The organism is Acidocella sp., from assembly GCF_052326845.1.
Lineage (GTDB): Bacteria > Pseudomonadota > Alphaproteobacteria > Acetobacterales > Acetobacteraceae > Acidocella.
On the sequence record NZ_JBKQJR010000005.1, the window covers coordinates 20,107 to 37,655 of the forward strand.

Annotated in this window: 16 protein-coding genes; 7 read left to right on the forward strand and 9 right to left on the reverse strand. The window is 64.6% G+C overall.

Going from position 1 to position 17,549, the window contains the following annotated elements:
- The 3 genes from ACLPJJ_RS00380 to ACLPJJ_RS00390 are packed head-to-tail and all read left to right on the forward strand — an operon-like array spanning position 1 to position 3,941.
- Positions 1-1,572, forward strand: coding sequence for a lysine--tRNA ligase (locus ACLPJJ_RS00380; RefSeq protein WP_443588664.1), 1,572 nt, complete (start codon positions 1-3; stop codon positions 1,570-1,572).
- A gap of 21 nt (positions 1,573-1,593) precedes the next feature.
- The gene (locus ACLPJJ_RS00385) at positions 1,594-2,553 is read left to right on the forward strand and encodes a hypothetical protein (protein ID WP_443588665.1); all 960 of its coding nucleotides are present in this window, start codon (positions 1,594-1,596) and stop codon (positions 2,551-2,553) included.
- A complete protein-coding gene (locus tag ACLPJJ_RS00390; protein WP_443588666.1) occupies positions 2,550-3,941 on the forward strand; it encodes an aldehyde dehydrogenase family protein in 1,392 nt (463 codons plus the stop codon). The genes ACLPJJ_RS00385 and ACLPJJ_RS00390 overlap by 4 nt, the downstream gene beginning before the upstream one ends.
- 59 nt (positions 3,942-4,000) lie before the next feature.
- Here the strand turns inward: ACLPJJ_RS00390 and ACLPJJ_RS00395 are convergent, their stop codons facing one another.
- The 8 genes from ACLPJJ_RS00395 to ACLPJJ_RS00430 all read right to left on the reverse strand — a co-directional run bounded on the left by ACLPJJ_RS00395 (position 4,001) and on the right by ACLPJJ_RS00430 (position 13,592).
- Positions 4,001-5,581, reverse strand: a complete 1,581-nt coding sequence (locus tag ACLPJJ_RS00395; RefSeq protein WP_443588668.1) for a Do family serine endopeptidase — start codon at positions 5,579-5,581, stop codon at positions 4,001-4,003.
- 232 nt (positions 5,582-5,813) lie between these two features.
- Positions 5,814-6,683: a universal stress protein gene (locus ACLPJJ_RS00400; protein WP_443588669.1), complete on the reverse strand. Its 870-nt coding sequence runs from the start codon at positions 6,681-6,683 to the stop codon at positions 5,814-5,816.
- A gap of 218 nt (positions 6,684-6,901) precedes the next feature.
- Complete coding sequence (locus ACLPJJ_RS00405) at positions 6,902-8,158, reverse strand: NAD(P)/FAD-dependent oxidoreductase (protein WP_443588670.1); 1,257 nt, start codon at positions 8,156-8,158, stop codon at positions 6,902-6,904.
- Positions 8,159-8,172: 14 nt separating this feature from the next.
- On the reverse strand, positions 8,173-9,525 hold the full coding sequence (locus ACLPJJ_RS00410; protein WP_443588672.1) for a glutamine synthetase family protein: 1,353 nt from the start codon (positions 9,523-9,525) through the stop codon (positions 8,173-8,175).
- A gap of 140 nt (positions 9,526-9,665) precedes the next feature.
- Complete coding sequence (locus tag ACLPJJ_RS00415; protein ID WP_443588673.1) at positions 9,666-10,730, reverse strand: polyamine ABC transporter substrate-binding protein; 1,065 nt, start codon at positions 10,728-10,730, stop codon at positions 9,666-9,668.
- Positions 10,727-11,566, reverse strand: a complete 840-nt coding sequence (locus ACLPJJ_RS00420) for an ABC transporter permease (protein ID WP_443588675.1) — start codon at positions 11,564-11,566, stop codon at positions 10,727-10,729. The genes ACLPJJ_RS00415 and ACLPJJ_RS00420 overlap by 4 nt, the downstream gene beginning before the upstream one ends.
- Positions 11,563-12,480, reverse strand: coding sequence for an ABC transporter permease (locus ACLPJJ_RS00425; RefSeq protein WP_443588677.1), 918 nt, complete (start codon positions 12,478-12,480; stop codon positions 11,563-11,565). The genes ACLPJJ_RS00420 and ACLPJJ_RS00425 overlap by 4 nt, the downstream gene beginning before the upstream one ends.
- Positions 12,477-13,592, reverse strand: a complete 1,116-nt coding sequence (locus tag ACLPJJ_RS00430; protein ID WP_443588679.1) for an ABC transporter ATP-binding protein — start codon at positions 13,590-13,592, stop codon at positions 12,477-12,479. Before ACLPJJ_RS00430 ends, ACLPJJ_RS00425 begins: the two co-directional genes overlap by 4 nt.
- Before the next feature lie 228 nt (positions 13,593-13,820).
- Between ACLPJJ_RS00430 and ACLPJJ_RS00435 the strand changes: the two genes are divergently transcribed.
- The gene (locus tag ACLPJJ_RS00435) at positions 13,821-14,399 is read left to right on the forward strand and encodes a cupin domain-containing protein (protein WP_443588681.1); all 579 of its coding nucleotides are present in this window, start codon (positions 13,821-13,823) and stop codon (positions 14,397-14,399) included.
- Between the two features lie 2 nt (positions 14,400-14,401).
- The gene (locus ACLPJJ_RS00440) at positions 14,402-14,812 is read left to right on the forward strand and encodes a GFA family protein (protein WP_443588683.1); all 411 of its coding nucleotides are present in this window, start codon (positions 14,402-14,404) and stop codon (positions 14,810-14,812) included.
- Here ACLPJJ_RS00440 and ACLPJJ_RS00445 read toward each other — a convergent pair.
- Positions 14,800-16,377, reverse strand: a complete 1,578-nt coding sequence (locus ACLPJJ_RS00445; RefSeq protein ID WP_443588685.1) for a glycoside hydrolase family 17 protein — start codon at positions 16,375-16,377, stop codon at positions 14,800-14,802. The genes ACLPJJ_RS00440 and ACLPJJ_RS00445 overlap by 13 nt on opposite strands.
- 41 nt (positions 16,378-16,418) lie before the next feature.
- Between ACLPJJ_RS00445 and ACLPJJ_RS00450 the strand changes: the two genes are divergently transcribed.
- Positions 16,419-16,835, forward strand: a complete 417-nt coding sequence (locus tag ACLPJJ_RS00450) for a CoA-binding protein (protein ID WP_443588687.1) — start codon at positions 16,419-16,421, stop codon at positions 16,833-16,835.
- Between the two features lie 83 nt (positions 16,836-16,918).
- Complete coding sequence (locus ACLPJJ_RS00455; RefSeq protein ID WP_443588689.1) at positions 16,919-17,542, forward strand: hypothetical protein; 624 nt, start codon at positions 16,919-16,921, stop codon at positions 17,540-17,542.
- The last annotated feature ends 7 nt before the right edge of the window (positions 17,543-17,549 follow it).

The following is a 17,549-nucleotide window of genomic DNA, read 5'->3' on the forward strand; positions in this document are numbered from 1 at the left end:
ATGAGCGAAAACACACTTACCTCTCTGTCCTGGCCCTTCCGTGAAGCTGAACGTATCGCCGAGCGCCTGAAACAGAAAGGCAAAGACCACGCGTTGTTCGAGACCGGCTACGGCCCCTCCGGCCTGCCGCATATCGGCACGTTCGGCGAGGTGGCGCGCACCACCTGGGTGCGGAAAGCCTTTACCGACCTCACCGGCATGCCCTCGCGCCTGCTGGCCTTCTCCGACGACATGGACGGCCTGCGCAAGGTGCCGGACAACGTGCCGAACAAGGACATGCTGCGCCAGCATCTCGGCAAGCCGCTGACCAAAATCCCCGACCCGTTCGGCAAGTTCGAGAGCTTCGGCGAGCACAACAACAACATGCTGCAGGACTTCCTGCGCGCCTTCGACTTTGAGTTCGAGTTCGCCTCGGCCTCCGACTATTACGCCTCCGGCCGTTTCGATAACGCGCTGCTGCACGCGCTCGCGCATCACGACGAGATCGTGAACATCATCCTGCCCACGCTGGGCGCGGAGCGTAAGGCCACGTACTCGCCCATCCTGCCCATCCACCCGCGCACCGGCGTGGTGATGCAGGTGCCTATCGAGCAGGTGGATGTGGATAACGGCACGGTGGTGTGGACCGACCCCGAGACCGGCACCCGGTTCGAGACCTCGGTGCTCGGCGGCAATGCAAAGCTGCAGTGGAAGGCCGATTGGGCCATGCGCTGGTACGCGCTGGACGTCGACTACGAGATGTCCGGCAAGGACCTCATCCCCAGCGTGAAGCTCTCCTCGGATATCGTGCGCGCGCTGGGCAAGGAGCCGCCGGTGACGCTCACCTACGAGCTGTTCCTGGACGAGAAGGGGCAGAAGATCTCGAAGTCCAAGGGCAATGGCCTGTCCATCGACGAATGGCTGACCTATGCGCCCAAGGAGAGCCTGGCGCAGTTCATGTATCATGCGCCGCAGCGGGCCAAGCGCCTGTTCTTCGATGTCATCCCCCGCGCCACGGACGACTACATCAACAGCGTCGCCGCCCTGCCTACGGCCGAGAAGCCGCATGACAACCCGGCCTGGCACATTCATGCCGGCAAGCTGCCCGAGCATGCCGGGTCGCCGATCGGCTTCACCATGCTGCTCAACCTGGCCTCGGTCATCAATGCCGACAGCCCGGAGATGCTGTGGGGCTTCATCCGCGCCTATATCCCAGGCGCGAATGCCGAGACCTACCCGTTCCTGGCCAAGCTGGTGCATCACGCCATCGCCTATAACCGCGACTTCGTGCAGCCCACCAAGCAATACCGCGCGCCAACCGATGTCGAGCGCGGCGCGCTGGTGGACTTGGCCGAGAGCCTGAAGGCGGGCGAGCAGACCACGCATAAGGGCGATAACGAGGCGGAGAAGCTGCAGAACCTCGTCTATGAAGTCGGCAAGCGCCACCCGTTCGCGCCGCTGAAGGCGTGGTTCGACTGCCTGTACCAGGTGCTGCTCGGCACCACGGAAGGCCCGCGCTTCGGCGGCTTCATCGCCCTCTACGGCGTGGAGCGGACCGTGGCGCTGATCGAAACCTCCCTGGCGCGCGACTAAACCAGCCTTAAGGCGCGGGGCATGAGGCGCAAGGCGCTGAAATACCTGCCGCCGGCGCTCGGCGTGCTGGTGCTGGCTGGCGCCGCGTTGGGCCTGCGTGGCGCGCTGAAGAAGCTCAGCCTGGGCGATATTCTCGCGGCACTTGAGGCTACGCCGCGCGAGCATGTCTTTCATGCCGTGGTGATGCTGGGGTTCAGCTGCTGCATCATGTGCGCCTATGACCTGCCGGGCGTGATGTTCGCGCGGCGGGTGGCGAAATTCCCCCGGCTCGGGCTGCGCCGGGTGGGGCTCGCCTCGTTCTGCGCCTATACGCTGAGCCATGTGCTCGGCGCGCCGGCCTTGTCCGCCGCCGCTATCCGCGTGCGGCTCTACGCGCAATGGGGCGTGCCAACGGCGGGCATCACGCGCATCGTCGCGCTCTCGGGCAGCAATTTCACCCTTGGGTTTGCCGCCATGCTGGGGGTGTTTCTGCTGCTGCAGCCCGGCGTGTTGCCGGTGTTCGGCAATATCGCGCCGGATCTGCTGCGTTTGGCAGGGCTGGCCCTGATCGGCATTCCCGCCGCCTATATCGCGGCGGCGCGGGCGCGGGAGTCCGTGCGGCTGCTCGGGCGCGAGATCGCGCTGCCCGGCGCGCGCCTCGCCATGGCGCAGATCCTTCTCTCCTGTGCGGACATCGCGACGGCGAGTACCATACTCTACGCCGTGCTGCCCGCCACACCAGGGTTGAGCTTCCCGCTGCTGCTCAGCCTCTACCTCGCCGCCTACGCCTCCGGCGCCTATTCCGGGCTGCCGGGCGGGGTGGGGGTGTTCGACTCGCTGCTTCTGCTCGGCCTCTCCGCATATCTATCCACCGCCGAGGCGCTGGGGGCTATTCTATTGTTCAGGGTCATGTATTTTTTGGCGCCGGCGTGCTTAGGCGGACTCTGCTACGCCGCACACGAATTGTGGGCGCAGACGCAAGCGCCGGGAGAAACAAAATGAGCATGCAACAGACAATCACGCCGGTGAATGGCAACGTCTATGCCGAGCGCCCCTTCGCCGGGGAGAACCATATCAACGCGGTGCTGGACAACGCGGTGAAGGCCCAGCGCGCCTGGGCGTTGACGCCCCTGGAGCAGCGCGCCGCGTATTGCTCCAGCTTCTGCGACGCGCTGCTGACGCATATCGACGAGATCGCGCTGGAACTGGCCTGGCAGATGGGCCGCCCGGTCTCCCAGGCGCCGAACGAGGTGCGCACCTGCATCGACCGCGCCCGCTACATGATCGCCGAAGCCCCGGCGGGTCTGGCGCCGCTCGACCCCGGCCCGAAGGAAGGCTTCAAGCGCTACGTGAAGCGCACGCCGCTCGGCGTGGTGTTCGTCATCGCGCCGTGGAACTACCCGCTGCTCACCGCCGTGAACTCCATCATTCCCGCGATCATGGCCGGCAATGTGGTGGTGCTGAAGCACGCGGCGCAGACGCAGCTGGTGGCCGAGCGCTTCCAGCAGGCCTTCGACGAGGCCGGGCTGCCGGACGGCGTTTTCCAGCACATCCATGTGGCCGGTTCCACCGCCGAGCAGTTGGTGAGGGACACCCGCATCGCACATGTGAACTTCACCGGCTCGGTGCCGGTGGGCCATGCCGTTTCCCGCGCCGCGTCGGAGCGGTTCATCTCCGTCGGGCTGGAGCTGGGCGGCAAGGACCCCGCCTATGTCCGCGCCGATGCCGATGTCGGCTTTGCGGTCGATAACCTCATCGACGGCGCCTTCTTCAACTCCGGCCAGTCCTGCTGCGGCATCGAGCGCATCTACGCGCATGAGAGCGTGTTCGAAGAGTTCGTGGAGCGCGCTGTGGCGTTCACCAACACCTATCGCCTTGGCGACCCGACCAACCCCGAGACCAATATCGGCCCGGTGGTGTCCGCCAAGGCGGCGGCCTTCATCCGCAGCCAGGTGGACGAGGCTGTGGGCCAAGGCGCGCGCGCCCTCATCAACCCGGCTGCCTTCGCGGCGGACAAGGCGGGCACGCCGTACATGGCGCCGCAGATCCTCATCAACGTGGACCACTCGATGCGCGTGATGACCGAGGAAACCTTCGGTCCCGTGGTCGGCATCATGAAGGTGAAGGATGACGAAGAGGCCATCCGCCTGATGAACGACAGCGAATACGGTCTCACCGCCGCGATCTTCACCCGGGACGTGGAGGCGGCGGAGCGCATTGGCGACCGCGTGGAGACGGGCACCGTGTTCCTCAACCGCTGCGACGCGCTGGACCCGGCGCTGCCGTGGGTTGGCGTGAAGGATACCGGCCGCGGCTACACCCTCTCGCGCTGGGGCTACGAAACCCTGACCCGTCCGAAGAGCTACCATCTCCGCCTGCCGGCGGGCTGAAACAAAAAGGCCAGGGGAAATGCCCCTGGCCTTTTTTAATGGCGCCGATCCGGCCCGGCTTACTGGCCGCTGGAATCGCCGGAGCTGTCACCCTGTCCGCTCACCGCGATGCCCACGAACAGCGCCTGCCCCTGGCGGATGATACGCAGCGCCAAGGCGCCGTTGCCGCTCTTGCGCGCAGCCGAGATGGCGGCCACCGCGTCGTCCGGGCTGTTCACGTTGGTGGCCCCGACGCCGACCAGCAGGTCGCCCGGCTCCAGCCCGGCCTGGTCCGCCAGTGAGTTCGGCTTCACCGCTGTGATCACCGCGCCGGTGGCGCTGTCGGGCAGGTTGAGCTGGTCGCGCGCATCCGGGGTGAGTGGCGCCAGGGTGAGGCCCAGCGCGCCCTGCTGCGGCGCGGTGCTGGAGCTGCTGTTGCCGCCCTGCTGGAATGCCGCATCCGGGTTCGCCGGCATGGTCGCCACGGCGACGGAAACCGTGTTCTGCTTGCCGTTGCGCAGATACACGATGTCCGCCTTGTGGTTGGGGTCCACATTGGCGACGTCGCTGGCGAGATCGCCAGGGTTGGTCACGGACTGGCCGTTGACGCTGATGATCACGTCGCCTGCCTTCAGCCCGGCCTTCTCGGCGGGGCTGCCCGGCGAGATGGCGGCGACGAGCGCGCCATCCTTGGCCGGATCATCCGTCGGCAGGCCCAGCGCCTGCGCCATCTGCGGCGAGATTTCCTGCGCCGCGACGCCAAGATAGCCGCGCACCACCTTGCCGCCGCTGATCAGTTGCGTGACCACGCGCTTGATCATGTCGGACGGGATGGCGAAGCCGATGCCGACCGAGCCGCCGGAGGGGGAGAGGATGGCGGTGTTGACGCCGATCACCTCGCCCTTCTGGTCGAAGAGCGGGCCGCCGGAATTGCCCTCGTTGATCGGCGCGTCGATCTGGATGAACTTGTCATACGGGCCGTCGCCGATATCGCGCCCGAGGGCGGAGACGATACCCGCCGTCACCGTGCCATCCAGCCCGAACGGGTTGCCCATGGCCACCACCCATTCGCCCGGCTCCACCGAGGATGAGGGGCCGAGATCGACATACGGGAGCGGATGCCCTGCGGAGATCTTCAACACGGCAAGGTCGGTCTTCGGGTCAGTGCCGAGGATCTTCGCCGGATAGGTATTGCCGTCGGAGAGCGTGACGGTGACCGTGCGCGCATCCTTCACCACATGGTTGTTGGTGACGATGATACCGCTCTGGTCGATGATGAAGCCGGAGCCCTTGGCTTCGACCGCCTGCGGCTGTTGCGGCGTGCCAAAGCCGAATGGGAAACCCGGGATCTGCGGGAAGCCCGGCGGCAGGCCGTTCTGGCCCTGGTCCTGGCCGCCATTATCGCCCTGGCCCCCATTATCGTCCTGGTCGTCGGAGGTCTGGTTAAGCTTCAGATGCACATCGACGGACACCACCGCCGGGGCCACGTGCTTCACCAAGCCAGAGAAGTCCGGCACCGGGGCGAAGCCCTGCTGCACGGCCGCGGTTTCGTCCAGCGATGAGTCCGCTGCGCGTGCCGGGGCGGCTGGTAGGCCGGCCAGGGCGGTAGCGCCGAAAAGAGCCAGCGTGAGCGCGGTGCCACGGGTGAAGGTTTTACGCATGTCTTGTGTGGTCTCCTGCGGAAAAATCTTTGACTTATCGCGGTAGAAAATCTGTACTGTGGCATAAATGCCACAATAATCTCTCGCTCTCAATGTCCGGCGTTTGGAGGTTACATTTTTTCACCGGTTGCAAAACTATGCCGCGCCATGGGCGAGGCGAAGAGACGGATATCAATCATCATGTACCGGAGATAGGCGTGGCTCGCGGCGAAAGTAAGGCCGGGGCTCTTAATCATCGGTTCATCAGCACCGGCAGCTGCGCATTTTCCAACACGTGGCGCGTGGTGCCACCCAGGATGAGCTGGCGCAGGCGCGAGGCGGTGGAATACGCGCCCATGGACATCAGGTCCGCACCGAACTCCGCCGCTGCCGCCAACAGCCCGGCGCCGGCGACGCGGTTGATGGCATGGAACCGCACGACATCGGCGGTCACGCCATGATGTGAGATGTATTCCGCCACCTCCGCCCCGGTGGGGCCGGGCTTGGCGTAATCTTCGGAGACCAGGATGCGCACCGCCTCCGCCTGGCGCACGAAGGGCATAACCGAGCCCAGCGCCGAGGCCGCGTTGGCCGTGCCGTTCCAGGCAATGGCGATGCGCTTGCCGATGCTCTTGGGCGGTTCAAGCGGGGCCAGCAGCACCGGCCGCCCGGAATCGAACAACACGGCATGCAGCGCATCCGCCGTGGCCACATCCTCGCCCGCCTGCGGATGGGGCACGATGGTGAGGTCGGCGAGCCGCGCCTGAAACGCGATCAGCTGCTCCTCCCGCCCGGTGAGCGTGGTGAAGCTGGCGCTGGGCTCGTTTCGACCTCGCATCGCATTGCCCGCCGGGACCTCCGCCGCTTCAGTCGCTGCCTCGAACAGTTCGCGCAGATGCCGCGCCCGCGTGCCGCCTTCGCGTTCGGTGGCGTTGAGCATGTCCTCGATCAGCGCGCCGGAAAGCCCTTCGCCGGCAAACGGGGCGATGTCATGCGCATCGGAGCGGATGTGCAGCACCTGCAGATGCGCATTCCACATCTTGGTCAGCATCAGCCCGGTTTGCAGGGCGGTGCCGGCCGAGGCTGAACTGCTGACCGGCAGCAGGAATTTGCGCACCGACATTGTGTTCCCCCTCCTGGGCTCAGTTACCGATATTGGCCCCGCCGCGGGGAAGAATGCAACGGTTTCCTGGAGTTAGAGTTCCGTTCAAAACCCGCTAGGCCGAGCCGAATGGCGGCGTATTGCGAGCACCGGAGCGGAGCGTACATGAAGTACGTGAGCACCGGAGCGCAGAAATGCGGTGCCAGGCGGCCGGCATAGTAGGGTTTTGAACGGGACTCTTAGAGCATGTCGCGCAGGCGGAACCAGGTGGTGGCGGCCAGCAGGGCAGGGGTGCGCAAGGCCCGCCCGCCGGGGAAGCGGGCATGTGGGATACGGGCGAACACGTCGAACCGCTCGGCCTGCCCGGCAATGGCCTCCGCCGCCAGCTTGCCGGCCAAGCCCGTGAGCGCCACGCCATGGCCGGAGAAGCCCTGCGCGAACAATATGTTAGGCGTTAGATGCCCGAAATGCGGGGCGCGGTTCACGGTGATGTCCACATTCCCGCCCCAGAGGAATTCCACCTTCGCATCCTTCAGCTGCGGAAACACCCGGGTGGCGCGCTTGAGCATGGAGGGGCCGAGGCTCGGCGGCGGCAGGGTGGAGTAGGAGACGCGTCCGCCGAACAGCATGCGGTCATCGGGCGAGCGGCGGAAATAATCGAGAACGAAGTTCAGGTCCGCCACCGCCTCGTTGTGCGGGATCAGCGAGGGCACGTCCGCGCGCGGCTCGGTCGCCATGATGTAGGTGCCGACCGGCATGACGTAGCCGGAGAGGTCGTCCACCAGCCCGTTGAGATACGCGCCGCCCGCCACCAGCAGGAACTTGGCGCGGACCTTGTGCGGGCCTGCATGCAGGGTGAGCGTCGTGCCTTCCTCGACGCGCGAGATCTTCGCCCCGGCATAGAGTTTCGCCCCTGCCGCCTGAGCCGCCTTGGCCAGACCCAGCGTGTAGTTGAGCGGGTGGATATGGCCGGAGATACTATCCTCAAGCGCCGCCAGATAGCGTGGGCTGTCGAGGCGCGCGCGCAACTCCGCGCCTTCCAGCAGCCGCCCGACCGGCGCGCCCAGGGCCGCCAGCTCCTCCTGCTCCATGCGCAAATCGCGCACATGGCGCGGCTTGATGGCGGCGTGCAGATAGCCGCGCACCGGGTCTGCGGGGATGGCGAAGCGGGAGATCTGCGCGTACAGCAGCTCCACGGCCTCTACCGACATGTCCCACAGCCGTTTCATCGTCTCTGCGTCGGTAAGGTTCTTGAGCTGGTGCAGCGAGCAGCCGAAACCCGGCAGCACCTGCCCGCCATTGCGCCCGGAGGCCCCCCAGCCGATGTTCTGCGCCTCCAGCAGGGCCACGGAATAGCCCCGCTCGGCCAGATGCAGCGCCGCGGAAACGCCGGTGATGCCGCCGCCGATGATGGCAACATCCACAGCTACATCACGCGCCAGTGTGTTGGCGACGAAATTCACACGCCGTGTGGCGTGGTAGTAATTGTTCAGCATAATTCGCCGTCCGGTTAGACGTTCAGCAGCAGGTGCTCGCGCTCCCAGGAGGAGATGACGCGCAGATAGGTTTCGTATTCGATCCGCTTCACCGCTACCAGCACATCCACGAGCTTCTCGCCGAGAATCTCACGCAAGCCCTCGCTCGCATCCATCAGGTCGAGCGCGTGGGAGAGCTCGCGCGCCAGCGTGTATTCGCCGGAATAGGCGGAGCCGACCTGTTCGGGGGTCGGTGTCAGCCCTTCCACCATGCCGAGATAGCCGCAGGCGAGCGTCGCGGCGAAGGCGAGGTACGGGTTGGCATCGGCGCCGGGCACGCGGTTTTCCACGCGCATGGCGGACGGGTCGCCAAATGGTATCCGCAGCCCGCAGGTGCGGTTGTCGTAGCCCCATTGCAGGTTGATCGGGGCGTTGGAGAAGCGCGTGAGGCGGCGGTAGGAATTCACGTTCGGGGCGAAGATCGGCATCGCCGCCGGAATGTATTTCTGCAGCCCGCCGATATAGGAGCGGAACAGTTTGCTCGCCTTGCCATCCGGCCCCGCGAACAGGTTCTGCCCGGTCTTCGGGTCCACGATGCTCTGGTGCACATGCATGGCCGAGCCGGGCTCGCCGCCCATCGGCTTGGACATGAAAGTGGCGTAGATGTTGTGGCGCAGCGCCACCTCGCGCACCGTGCGCTTGAACAGGAACACCTGGTCCGCGAGATGCAGCGGGTTGCCATGCAGGAAGTTGATCTCCACCTGCGCAGCGCCTTCCTCATGGATCAGCGTGTCGAGGTCCATTTCCTGCAAATCGCAGAAATCGTACATTTCCTCGAATAGCGGGTCGAACTCGTTCACCGCATCGATGGAGTAGCTCTGCCGTCCGCTCTCCTGCCGGCCGGAGCGCCCCACGGGCGGCACCAGCGGGTAGTCGGGGTCCGTGTTGCGGGCCACGAGGTAGAATTCAAGCTCCGGCGCCAGTACCGGCTTCCAGCCCTTATCCTCGTAGAGCTTGAGCACGCGCTGCAACACTTGCCGAGGCGCCATCGGCACCGGTGTGCCGTTCGCGTATTGGCAATCATGGATGATCTGCGCGGTGGGCTCATGCGCCCAGGGCACGAGGCGGACGGTGCTTACGTCCGGGATCAGCTTGATGTCGATAATCGCGGGGTCGGTGAGCTTGTCTTCGGGGTCTTCCGGGTACTCGCCGGTTACGGACTGGATAAAGATCGCTTCCGGCAGGCGCGGCGCGCTGCCCTGGAAGAATTTCTGCGCCGGCATGATCTTGCCGCGCGGGATGCCGGTGAGGTCCGGCACCAGGCATTCGACTTCAGTGATCCGATGTTCGTCGAACCAGTCCTTCAGGTCGATTGTTTCATTGCTCATATTGTCCTCGATTGGCTGGCGGCGCCCGGGATTGAGCGCCGCCGAGTGTCCCGAAGTGGACACTCGTAAAATCAACAGATTAGCGGCCCGCTTATCCCTGAAATTCACCTGCGAATTTCAGGGGCGGGACGCTAGCCGGTTTATTGGAGTACGCTGGTCCAGATCTGGTTGAACAGCTTGTAGTCGGCGCCGCGCAGCGGGGCGAGGAATTGCAGTTTCTTCATGTCAGCATCGGTCGGGACGATCAACTCGGTGGCCATGATGCCGGTGAGCTGCGGCTGCGCTGACTGGTTGGGGCTGGCATACTGGTTGAAGTTGGACAAAGCCGCGCCGACATTGGTCTCGAGGATGTAGTTGATGAACTCAATGGCGAGATCCGGATGCGGTGCGTGCGCGGGAATCGCCATGGTATCCACCCAGATCTCCGTGCCCTGATCCGGCAGGAAATATTTCAGCTTCGCGCAGCTGCCGTCAGCGTAGCAGCTGGCGATATCACCATTATACGCCATGGAGACGGCGATCAGCCCGCTCTTCATCTGGTCGCGCGCCGGGGTTTCATCGACGAAGCCGGCGAAATTCGGCCGCTTCTTGGTCTGTTCGATCAGCTTGGCTGCGGCAATCCACTGGCTCTTATCGGAGCAGTTGAAGCCGTAGCCGAGATAGGCGCAGGCCGCGCCGATCTGGTCGCGCCCTTCGCCTTTAGGCAGCACGAACGGGTAGTTCGGGTTCACCGTGGGGTCGAACAGAAGAGCCCAGCCGGTGCCGGGGTTCTTGATCTTCGCGGGATCGTACACGATGCCGGTGGTGCCCCACTGGTAGGGGACCGAGTATTTATCGCCGGGGTCGTAATCCGGGTTCTGGAATTTGGGAAACAGATTGCCGAAATTCGTCAGCTTGCTGTGGTCGAGCGGCTGGATCAGCCCTTCATCGGCCAGCTCCGGCACATAATAGGAGGAGGGCACCACCACGTCGTATTGCGAATCTCCGCCCGCCTTCAGCTTGGCGGACATTTCCGCGTTGCTCTCGTAATCGGTCTCGACCACCTTGCAGTTGCACTCAAGCTCGAAGCCGTCAATGATCGATTCGGAAATATAGTCGGACCAGATGAACAGGTTCAGCGTCGGCTGCTCGGCGGCGCGGGCCATCTGCGGCGCGGCAAGCCCAAGGGCCAGCGCTCCAGCGGCGACAAAGGACAAGAACTTCATACAACATTCCCCCTTGCTGAAAATTGAGCGCCGCGCTCGCGGTGCCTAGAGATAAAAAAATGAACCAGCGCCATAATGATGATCGTGCCGATCATCAGCGTGCCGAGGGCGTTGATTTCGGGCGAGATACCTTTGCGCGCGATGGCGGAATAAATATAGATCGGCAGTGTCACGCTGCCCGGCCCGGCGGTGAAGAAGCTGATGGTGAAATCGTCGATGGAGAGGGTGATGCCGAGCAGGAACCCGCCGATAATGGCCGGCTCCACCACAGGGATGATGAGATGGAAAAAGCTCTTGAAGCTGTCGGCGTAGAGGTCGTTGGCGGCGTCGAACAGATACGGGTCGAGCCCGGCGAGGCGCGCAAAAACGGTGAGCGCGACATAAGGCACCTGGAAGGTGATGTGCGCGATGATCATCGTCTGCAGCCCGGCGCCGAGAAACCCCGTGGCGCTGTGCACGAAGTTGAAGAAAATCAGCTCCGAGATGCCGAATACCAGGCCGGGCATGATGATCGGCGTATAGATGATGAGGCTGGGGATATGCGCGAGCACGCCCTTGGCGTTCGCGTTACGGAACCGGCACAGCCCATAGCCAAGCAGCGTCCCGAGCGCGGTGGACGTGATGGCCGAGCCGAAGGCGAGGATCAGCGAGCGTTGCAGCGCGGTGAACACCGCGCCATCGTGCAGCAGCACGCCGTAGGCGTGCAGCGAATGCCCGGCTTGGTTCGGCGCCGGGGCGAAGGAGTAGAACGCGACCAGCGCCAGCGGCGTGTACAGCAGCGCATAAAGCGGCCAGGAAATGCCGGAGAGGGCGTAGCGAACCCCGCGCGGGATCATATCGTCGCCTCCTCGGCGCCGCCGAGCTTCCGGGTGAGGATGCGGAACCCGACCAGCCCCATGCCGGTGAACACCAGCATGATGATGGTGAGCGCCGCGCCATAGGGCCAGTCCGGCGTCTCGGTGAACTGGTTGGCGATCAGCGAGCCGATCATCAGCGCCTTGTCGCCGCCGAGCAGTTGCGGCACCACGTAGTCGCCGAAGGCCGGAATGGCGACGAAGATGACGCCGGAGAGCAGCCCCGGCAGGGTTTGCGGGAACACCGTGTGCCAGAACAGCCGCGCGCCGGAGGCGTAGAGATCCCGCCCGGCTTCCACCAGCGTCCAGTCCAGCTTCTCCGCCGAGGCGTAGAGCGGCACGATCATGTAGGGCAGGTAGTTATACGCCAAGCCGGTGGTCACGGCGAAGCTGCCCGGCGCCAGGCCGAGATCCGGCGGGACCGCGTGCAGCAGATGCGCGACCCAGGAGACCGGCGCGTTGGGACCAAGCAGCTCCATCCAGGCATAGGTGCGCACGACTTGGTTGGTCCAGGAGGGCAGCACGATGAACAGCAGCAGCAGCGGGCGCACCGATTCCGGGCGGCTGAGGATGAAGAACACCAGCGGGTAGGAGAGCGCCGCCGACACCAGCGTGGCGATGCCCGCCTGCTTCAGCGAGCGCAGGAAGATGATGATATTGCCCGGGTCCCAGCCGAGCAGCGAGTACCCCGCCACCTGCTGGAAAGACTGCACGGAGAGCGGCAGCACGGGGCTGCCATAGTCGTTGGAGGAGAAGAAGGCGATGCCGAGCAGCACGGCGCTGGGGATCAGCAGGAAGATCATGATCCAGACCAGTCCCGGCCCGGAGGTCACCCAGAGCCGCAGGCGCTGCCGCCCGGTCTCGATTTCGGCTTCGGTTTTTACCCCGGCGCTCATGGCGAGATCAGCATGATGTTGTCGGGCTTCATCTCCACGGCCACGGCCTCGCCGGGGCGCCAGCTGCGCTCGGCGGCCTGGTTGTTGGTGTCGAATGCCAGCACCAAATGCCCGCCTGCAAGCTCGATGCGGTATTGGGTCGAGGCGCCCATGTAGATGGCCTCGCGCACTGTGCCGAAGAACAGGTTCACACGGTCCTTTGGCGCCGCTGTGTCGTTGTAGATCCAGATCTTCTCCGGCCGGATCATCGCCAAGGTCGCGCCGGCAAGCGGTGCGTCGATGGTCAATTCGCCGATCGGCGACGCGGCGGTATTTGTGCCGGTGGGCGTGACCGGCCAGATGTTGGAGAGGCCCAGGAACTCCGCGACGAACACGTTTTTCGGCTTCTCGTACACGTCCAGCACCGGACCGACCTGCTCCAGCTTGCCTTTGCTCATCACGCCGATGCGGTCGGACATCACCAGCGCCTCGTGCTGGTCGTGGGTGACGAAGATGAAGGTCATGCCCAGGCGCTTCTGCATGCGCAGCAGCTCGATCTGCAGTTCAGCGCGCAGCTTGGCGTCCAGTGCCGAGAGCGGCTCGTCCAGCAGCACCACATCCGGTTCGTTCACCAGCGCGCGGGCCAGGGCGACGCGCTGGCGCTGCCCGCCGGAGAGCTGTGCCGCGCTGCGCGTGGCGAACTGGCCAATCTGCAGCAGTTCCATGATGGCATCGACCCGCTTCTTGCGTTCCGGGCTCTTGATGCCGCGCATGCGCAGGCCGAAGCCGATATTCTGTTCCACATTCAGGTGCGGAAACAGCGCGTAGGACTGGAACACGGTGTTCACCGCGCGCTTATGCGCCGGCACGTCCTCCACGTCCTTGCCGGAGATGAAGATCCGGCCCTCATCGGGTGTCTCGAACCCGGCGATCATGCGCAGCAGGGTGGTCTTGCCGCAGCCGGAGGGGCCCAGCAAGGTGAAAAATTCCCCGGCATGAATTTCGAGATTTACATGGTCCACGGCCGGCGCTGACCCGTTGAAAATCCGGGTAATGCCGCGGATGGAAATGGCGCCGCGCTTGGCCGAGGGGGCGGCTACTGCGGCCGCGGGGCTGGTAGAGGCAGACATCATGCGCCTGCCGGGCTGGCTTGGTTAAGGATGTCAGCTCCAAGCCGCTCGATGGTCCACAGCACGCAAAACCCCAAAAATATTGCTGGGCGAGTGTGGCTTACGGCCCCTTAATACGTCAAGAATAATTGGATGATCTTTTTCTCGTGATGCGTGTTTTTCGTTGCATGCGAGTAGCTTGCCCGCGTAGCATTGTTGAAAATCCTAAACGTGAAGATCATAATGGAGAACATGTCGGCAGCCCTCGAGAACGATGACATGTCGGCCGATATCGGCACCCGGCTGAAGCTGGTGCGGCAGATTTTCGGGCTGACGCAACGTGAGTTGGCACGCCGGGCCGGGGTGACGAACGGGGCGATCTCGCTGATCGAGCAAAACCGTGTCAGCCCGTCGATCTCCTCGTTGAAGAAGATTCTGGACGGCATTCCGCTCTCGCTGGCGGACTTCTTCACGCTGAACTTCTCGCCGTCCGACAACGTGTTCTTCACCGGGGAGGAGCTGACTGAAATCTCCTACGACCCGGCGATTTCCATGCGCATGGTCGGCCGCAAGGTAAAGGACCGGACGCTGCAAATGCTGCGCGAAACCTACCAGCCCGGTGCCGATACGGGGGATGCGATGCTCCGCCACGACGGCGAGGAATGCGGTGTCGTCGTCTCAGGCTGCCTTATCGTCACGGTTGGCCTGCAGGAGCGGCTGCTCAACCCGGGCGATGCGTATTATTTCCGCTCCGATATTCCGCACCGCTTCCGCAATCCGGGGGCAGAGCCCTGCGTGCTGATCAGCGCCAACTCGCCGCCCTCGTTCTAGCCATGGTGGTACATCTCACCGGCGGTTGCCTCTGCGGTGCCATCACCTACAGTCTGGACTATGAACCCGGCGATGTCGCGGATGTCTGCTTCTGCCGTGAATGCCGCAAGGCGAGCGGTGCCGCGGCGGTGCCATGGGTGCAGGTGCCGCCGGGGCGCTTTTGCGTCACCAAGGGGGCGGCGCGGGGCTATGCTTCCTCGCCCCAGGCCATGCGCTGGTTCTGCGGCGATTGCGGCAGCCCGCTCTACATGACCGATAGCGAGGGCCGCTCCGTCGGCGTCATGCTTGGTTCGCTGGATGAGCCCGAGGCCATCCGCCCCACCGTGCAGGGCTGGGTGTGCGAGCGAATCTCCTGGCAGGCGTTGGATGAATCCCTGCCCGCGTACGACAAGGCGCCGCCCTACGACCTCTGAACCCGGCGTTTGCCCTCGGCGGCGATCACCACCGGCGCGGCCAGCACCAGCGCCACGACGTTCCAGATAATGAAATCCAGGTTGCTGGGCCCTTCAATGACCATGTCGGCCAGCGCGAGCACCGCCAGGCTGAAGCCCGCGAGCAGCTCTTCCCAGCCCATCCGCTGCGGCTTGTCCTTGGTCCAGAAGCGCAGCACCGTGGCGATGACGGGGACGATGAACACCGGCATTGGGGCGTCGCGGTAGCGGCCGCCGAAGACCAGCAGCGCCTCGAACACAGCGGCGGAGGCCAGGAAGATGAACCACAGCCCGTCATAGTTCAGGGGCAGGCGGAAGTGGCGCGCGCTGGCCAGAACCATCGCCCCGGTGGTGACCGGCGGCACCGGGCGCTTGGCGAGCAAGGCATCGGCCCGGCGGATGGCCAGAACTGCGAACAGCGCCTGCAAGGGTAGGTTCACCAGCGCGTCCAGCCGCAGCCAGTTGTCATAGAGCATGGGCAGCGTGCCGGAGCAGGCCAGGGCGATGCCGTTGCCCAGCGCGAAGGCGGGCAAAGCGAGGCGCAGGTTGCGGAACCCAACGGCGGCGAACAGCAGCACACCGGCCAGCGCGCCTAAGCCGGCGTACCAGGGCCAGTCCGGGGTCTCGACCACCGGGCCGTTGAGCGGGAATTTTGGCTGCCGGTCGGCGGTCCAGATGCCCCAGTTGGCCCCGGCCACGCCTTCGTCCTCGTATTTCCAGTTCTGGTCGAAGGCCTCGATCAGGTTGTAATCTACGCCCTCCTGGTTCGCGAGGGTGACGAAGCGGCGGAGGAACACCGCCTCTTCCACCCGGCCGGTGGCGGCGGGGCCGCGCCAGCGCCCGCGCGAGGGCCAGCCTGTCTCGCCGATGGAAATCTGCTTGCCGGGGAACATCCGCTTGAACTGGTCGGTGGTGGACTGGATCTCGGCCAGCGCGTCGTCCACGGAGAGCGGTTTGTCTTCCCAGTAGGGGAGGAAATGGATCATCACCACGTCCACATGCGGTGCCACCTGCGGGAACTGTTTCCAGAAATCAGTGACGTCCGCGTACGCAACAGGCTGCTTCACCCGGGCGTGGACGTAGTCGATATCGGCGATCAGGTCGTCCACCGAGAGGTCGCGGCGTAGCAGCACTTCATTGCCGACGATGACGCGGGTGATGGTGTTAGGGTGCGCGTTGGCCTCGGCGATGCCGGCTGCGATCTCCTTGGCGTTGTCCTGCGGGTTGCCGCTGAGCCAGATGCCGAGCCAGACCTTCAGCCCCGCCTGCTTGGCGAGCGCGCCAATGTCGTAATCGCCCTCAATGGCGGAATAGGTGCGGATGCCGTTCGCCTGGGTCGCCACCAAAGCGAGGTCCTTCGCCACCTCGGCGCCCGTGGGATAGTCCTTGGAGAGCGGGCTCTGCCAGGCCTGATACGGCGCGTAGGACAGGCTGTTGAACTTGCCCGCCGGCATGGTCACATCCCCCGCCTGAGGCCGGTTGGGATTCGCCCACATGGCGAAGGTCAGCAGACTCAGCAGCACACAGGCGATAAGGGGTTTGATCATGGCCAAAGGCTTAGCCGGGCGTGCATTTTTGGGGAAGAGAGATGAGTGACGAAGAGATCCGCCGTATCCTGACACAGACGAAGCGCATCGCCCTGGTCGGGGCCTCGGCCAAGCCGGAGCGTGCCTCGTACGAGGTGATGCGCTTTCTGCTGGAGAACGGGTTCGATGTGACGCCGGTAAATCCGGGCCTCGCCGGGCAGGAGATATTGGGCCGCAAGGTGGTGGCAAGCTTGGCCGAGGCCGCGCCGCTGGACATGGTGGACCTGTTCCGCCGGGCGGAGGATGTAGACGCCCCGGTGGAGGAGGCGATTCGCCTGGGCGCGAAGACGGTATGGATGCAGCTCGGCGTGGTCAACGAGGCAGCGGCGGCGAAAGCCCGCGCGGCTGGTCTGGCGGTGGTGATGGATCATTGCCCCGCGATCGAGATGCCGCGTCTGGGACTGTCGCACGGGCACTGACGGCAAAACTTCGATTGACTTTTCGACTCCTGGAGTTCTAGCGTCATTGTCTCATAACCGGAATAAAAAACGGGGGATGTCCGATGCAACGGGTTGTCCATACAATACTTGGCGCCGTTTATGGCGCCATTCTTTGCTTGGCCGCTGCTCCGGCATTCGCCGGTACGCCGGTGCTCTCCGACCCTCTGACCAACTGGCCGCTGAATTTGGGCCCGCAGGGGGCGTCGGTACACATGGAAAACGGCGCGGTGCATATCACCGCCCCGGCCAATGGTGCGGGCTGGGTTACCTATAGCGGTTTCGACTTCACCGACATGGATGCCAGCGTCACGGTCGCGCCGAACAACGGTAATGGCAACGCCTGCGGGTTGCTGTTCTGGTCCACCGGCCCCAGCGATTTCTTCGACTTCGCGATCTCCGACACCGCGGGAACGTTTGGCGTGTTCAAGCACGTTTCCACGCCGGCCCCGCACTGGGAGACAATCGTGCCGTACACGAAGACCAGCCTAGTGAAATCCGGCGCCCCGAACACGCTGCGCCTGGTCACCAAGGGCAATTACGTGACGCTGTATATCAACGGTCAATCGGCGGGGGCGCTATCCCTTCCGGCGCCGCAAGGTGGTGGTGCGGTCGGGTTCGAGGGGGAGGGCAATGCCAGTGGCGCCTCGGATTATACTGTCTCCAACCTGAGCGTGAGCCAGCCGTAACCGGCCC

What these genes read in the sequence shown, in the direction of transcription:
- ACLPJJ_RS00405 (WP_443588670.1), bottom strand. Translation starts at nt 8,158, where the DNA reads ATGCTGAACAATTACTACCACGCCACACGGCGTGTGAATTTCGTCGCC.
- ACLPJJ_RS00455 (WP_443588689.1), top strand. Translation starts at nt 16,919, where the DNA reads ATGCAACGGGTTGTCCATACAATACTTGGCGCCGTTTATGGCGCCATT.
- ACLPJJ_RS00430 (WP_443588679.1), bottom strand. Translation starts at nt 13,592, where the DNA reads ATGATGTCTGCCTCTACCAGCCCCGCGGCCGCAGTAGCCGCCCCCTCG.
- ACLPJJ_RS00450 (WP_443588687.1), top strand. Translation starts at nt 16,419, where the DNA reads ATGAGTGACGAAGAGATCCGCCGTATCCTGACACAGACGAAGCGCATC.
- ACLPJJ_RS00390 (WP_443588666.1), top strand. Translation starts at nt 2,550, where the DNA reads ATGAGCATGCAACAGACAATCACGCCGGTGAATGGCAACGTCTATGCC.
- ACLPJJ_RS00445 (WP_443588685.1), bottom strand. Translation starts at nt 16,377, where the DNA reads ATGATCAAACCCCTTATCGCCTGTGTGCTGCTGAGTCTGCTGACCTTC.
- ACLPJJ_RS00440 (WP_443588683.1), top strand. Translation starts at nt 14,402, where the DNA reads ATGGTGGTACATCTCACCGGCGGTTGCCTCTGCGGTGCCATCACCTAC.
- ACLPJJ_RS00435 (WP_443588681.1), top strand. Translation starts at nt 13,821, where the DNA reads ATGTCGGCAGCCCTCGAGAACGATGACATGTCGGCCGATATCGGCACC.
- ACLPJJ_RS00425 (WP_443588677.1), bottom strand. Translation starts at nt 12,480, where the DNA reads ATGAGCGCCGGGGTAAAAACCGAAGCCGAAATCGAGACCGGGCGGCAG.
- ACLPJJ_RS00385 (WP_443588665.1), top strand. Translation starts at nt 1,594, where the DNA reads ATGAGGCGCAAGGCGCTGAAATACCTGCCGCCGGCGCTCGGCGTGCTG.
- ACLPJJ_RS00395 (WP_443588668.1), bottom strand. Translation starts at nt 5,581, where the DNA reads ATGCGTAAAACCTTCACCCGTGGCACCGCGCTCACGCTGGCTCTTTTC.
- ACLPJJ_RS00410 (WP_443588672.1), bottom strand. Translation starts at nt 9,525, where the DNA reads ATGAGCAATGAAACAATCGACCTGAAGGACTGGTTCGACGAACATCGG.
- ACLPJJ_RS00420 (WP_443588675.1), bottom strand. Translation starts at nt 11,566, where the DNA reads ATGATCCCGCGCGGGGTTCGCTACGCCCTCTCCGGCATTTCCTGGCCG.
- ACLPJJ_RS00415 (WP_443588673.1), bottom strand. Translation starts at nt 10,730, where the DNA reads ATGAAGTTCTTGTCCTTTGTCGCCGCTGGAGCGCTGGCCCTTGGGCTT.
- ACLPJJ_RS00380 (WP_443588664.1), top strand. Translation starts at nt 1, where the DNA reads ATGAGCGAAAACACACTTACCTCTCTGTCCTGGCCCTTCCGTGAAGCT.
- ACLPJJ_RS00400 (WP_443588669.1), bottom strand. Translation starts at nt 6,683, where the DNA reads ATGTCGGTGCGCAAATTCCTGCTGCCGGTCAGCAGTTCAGCCTCGGCC.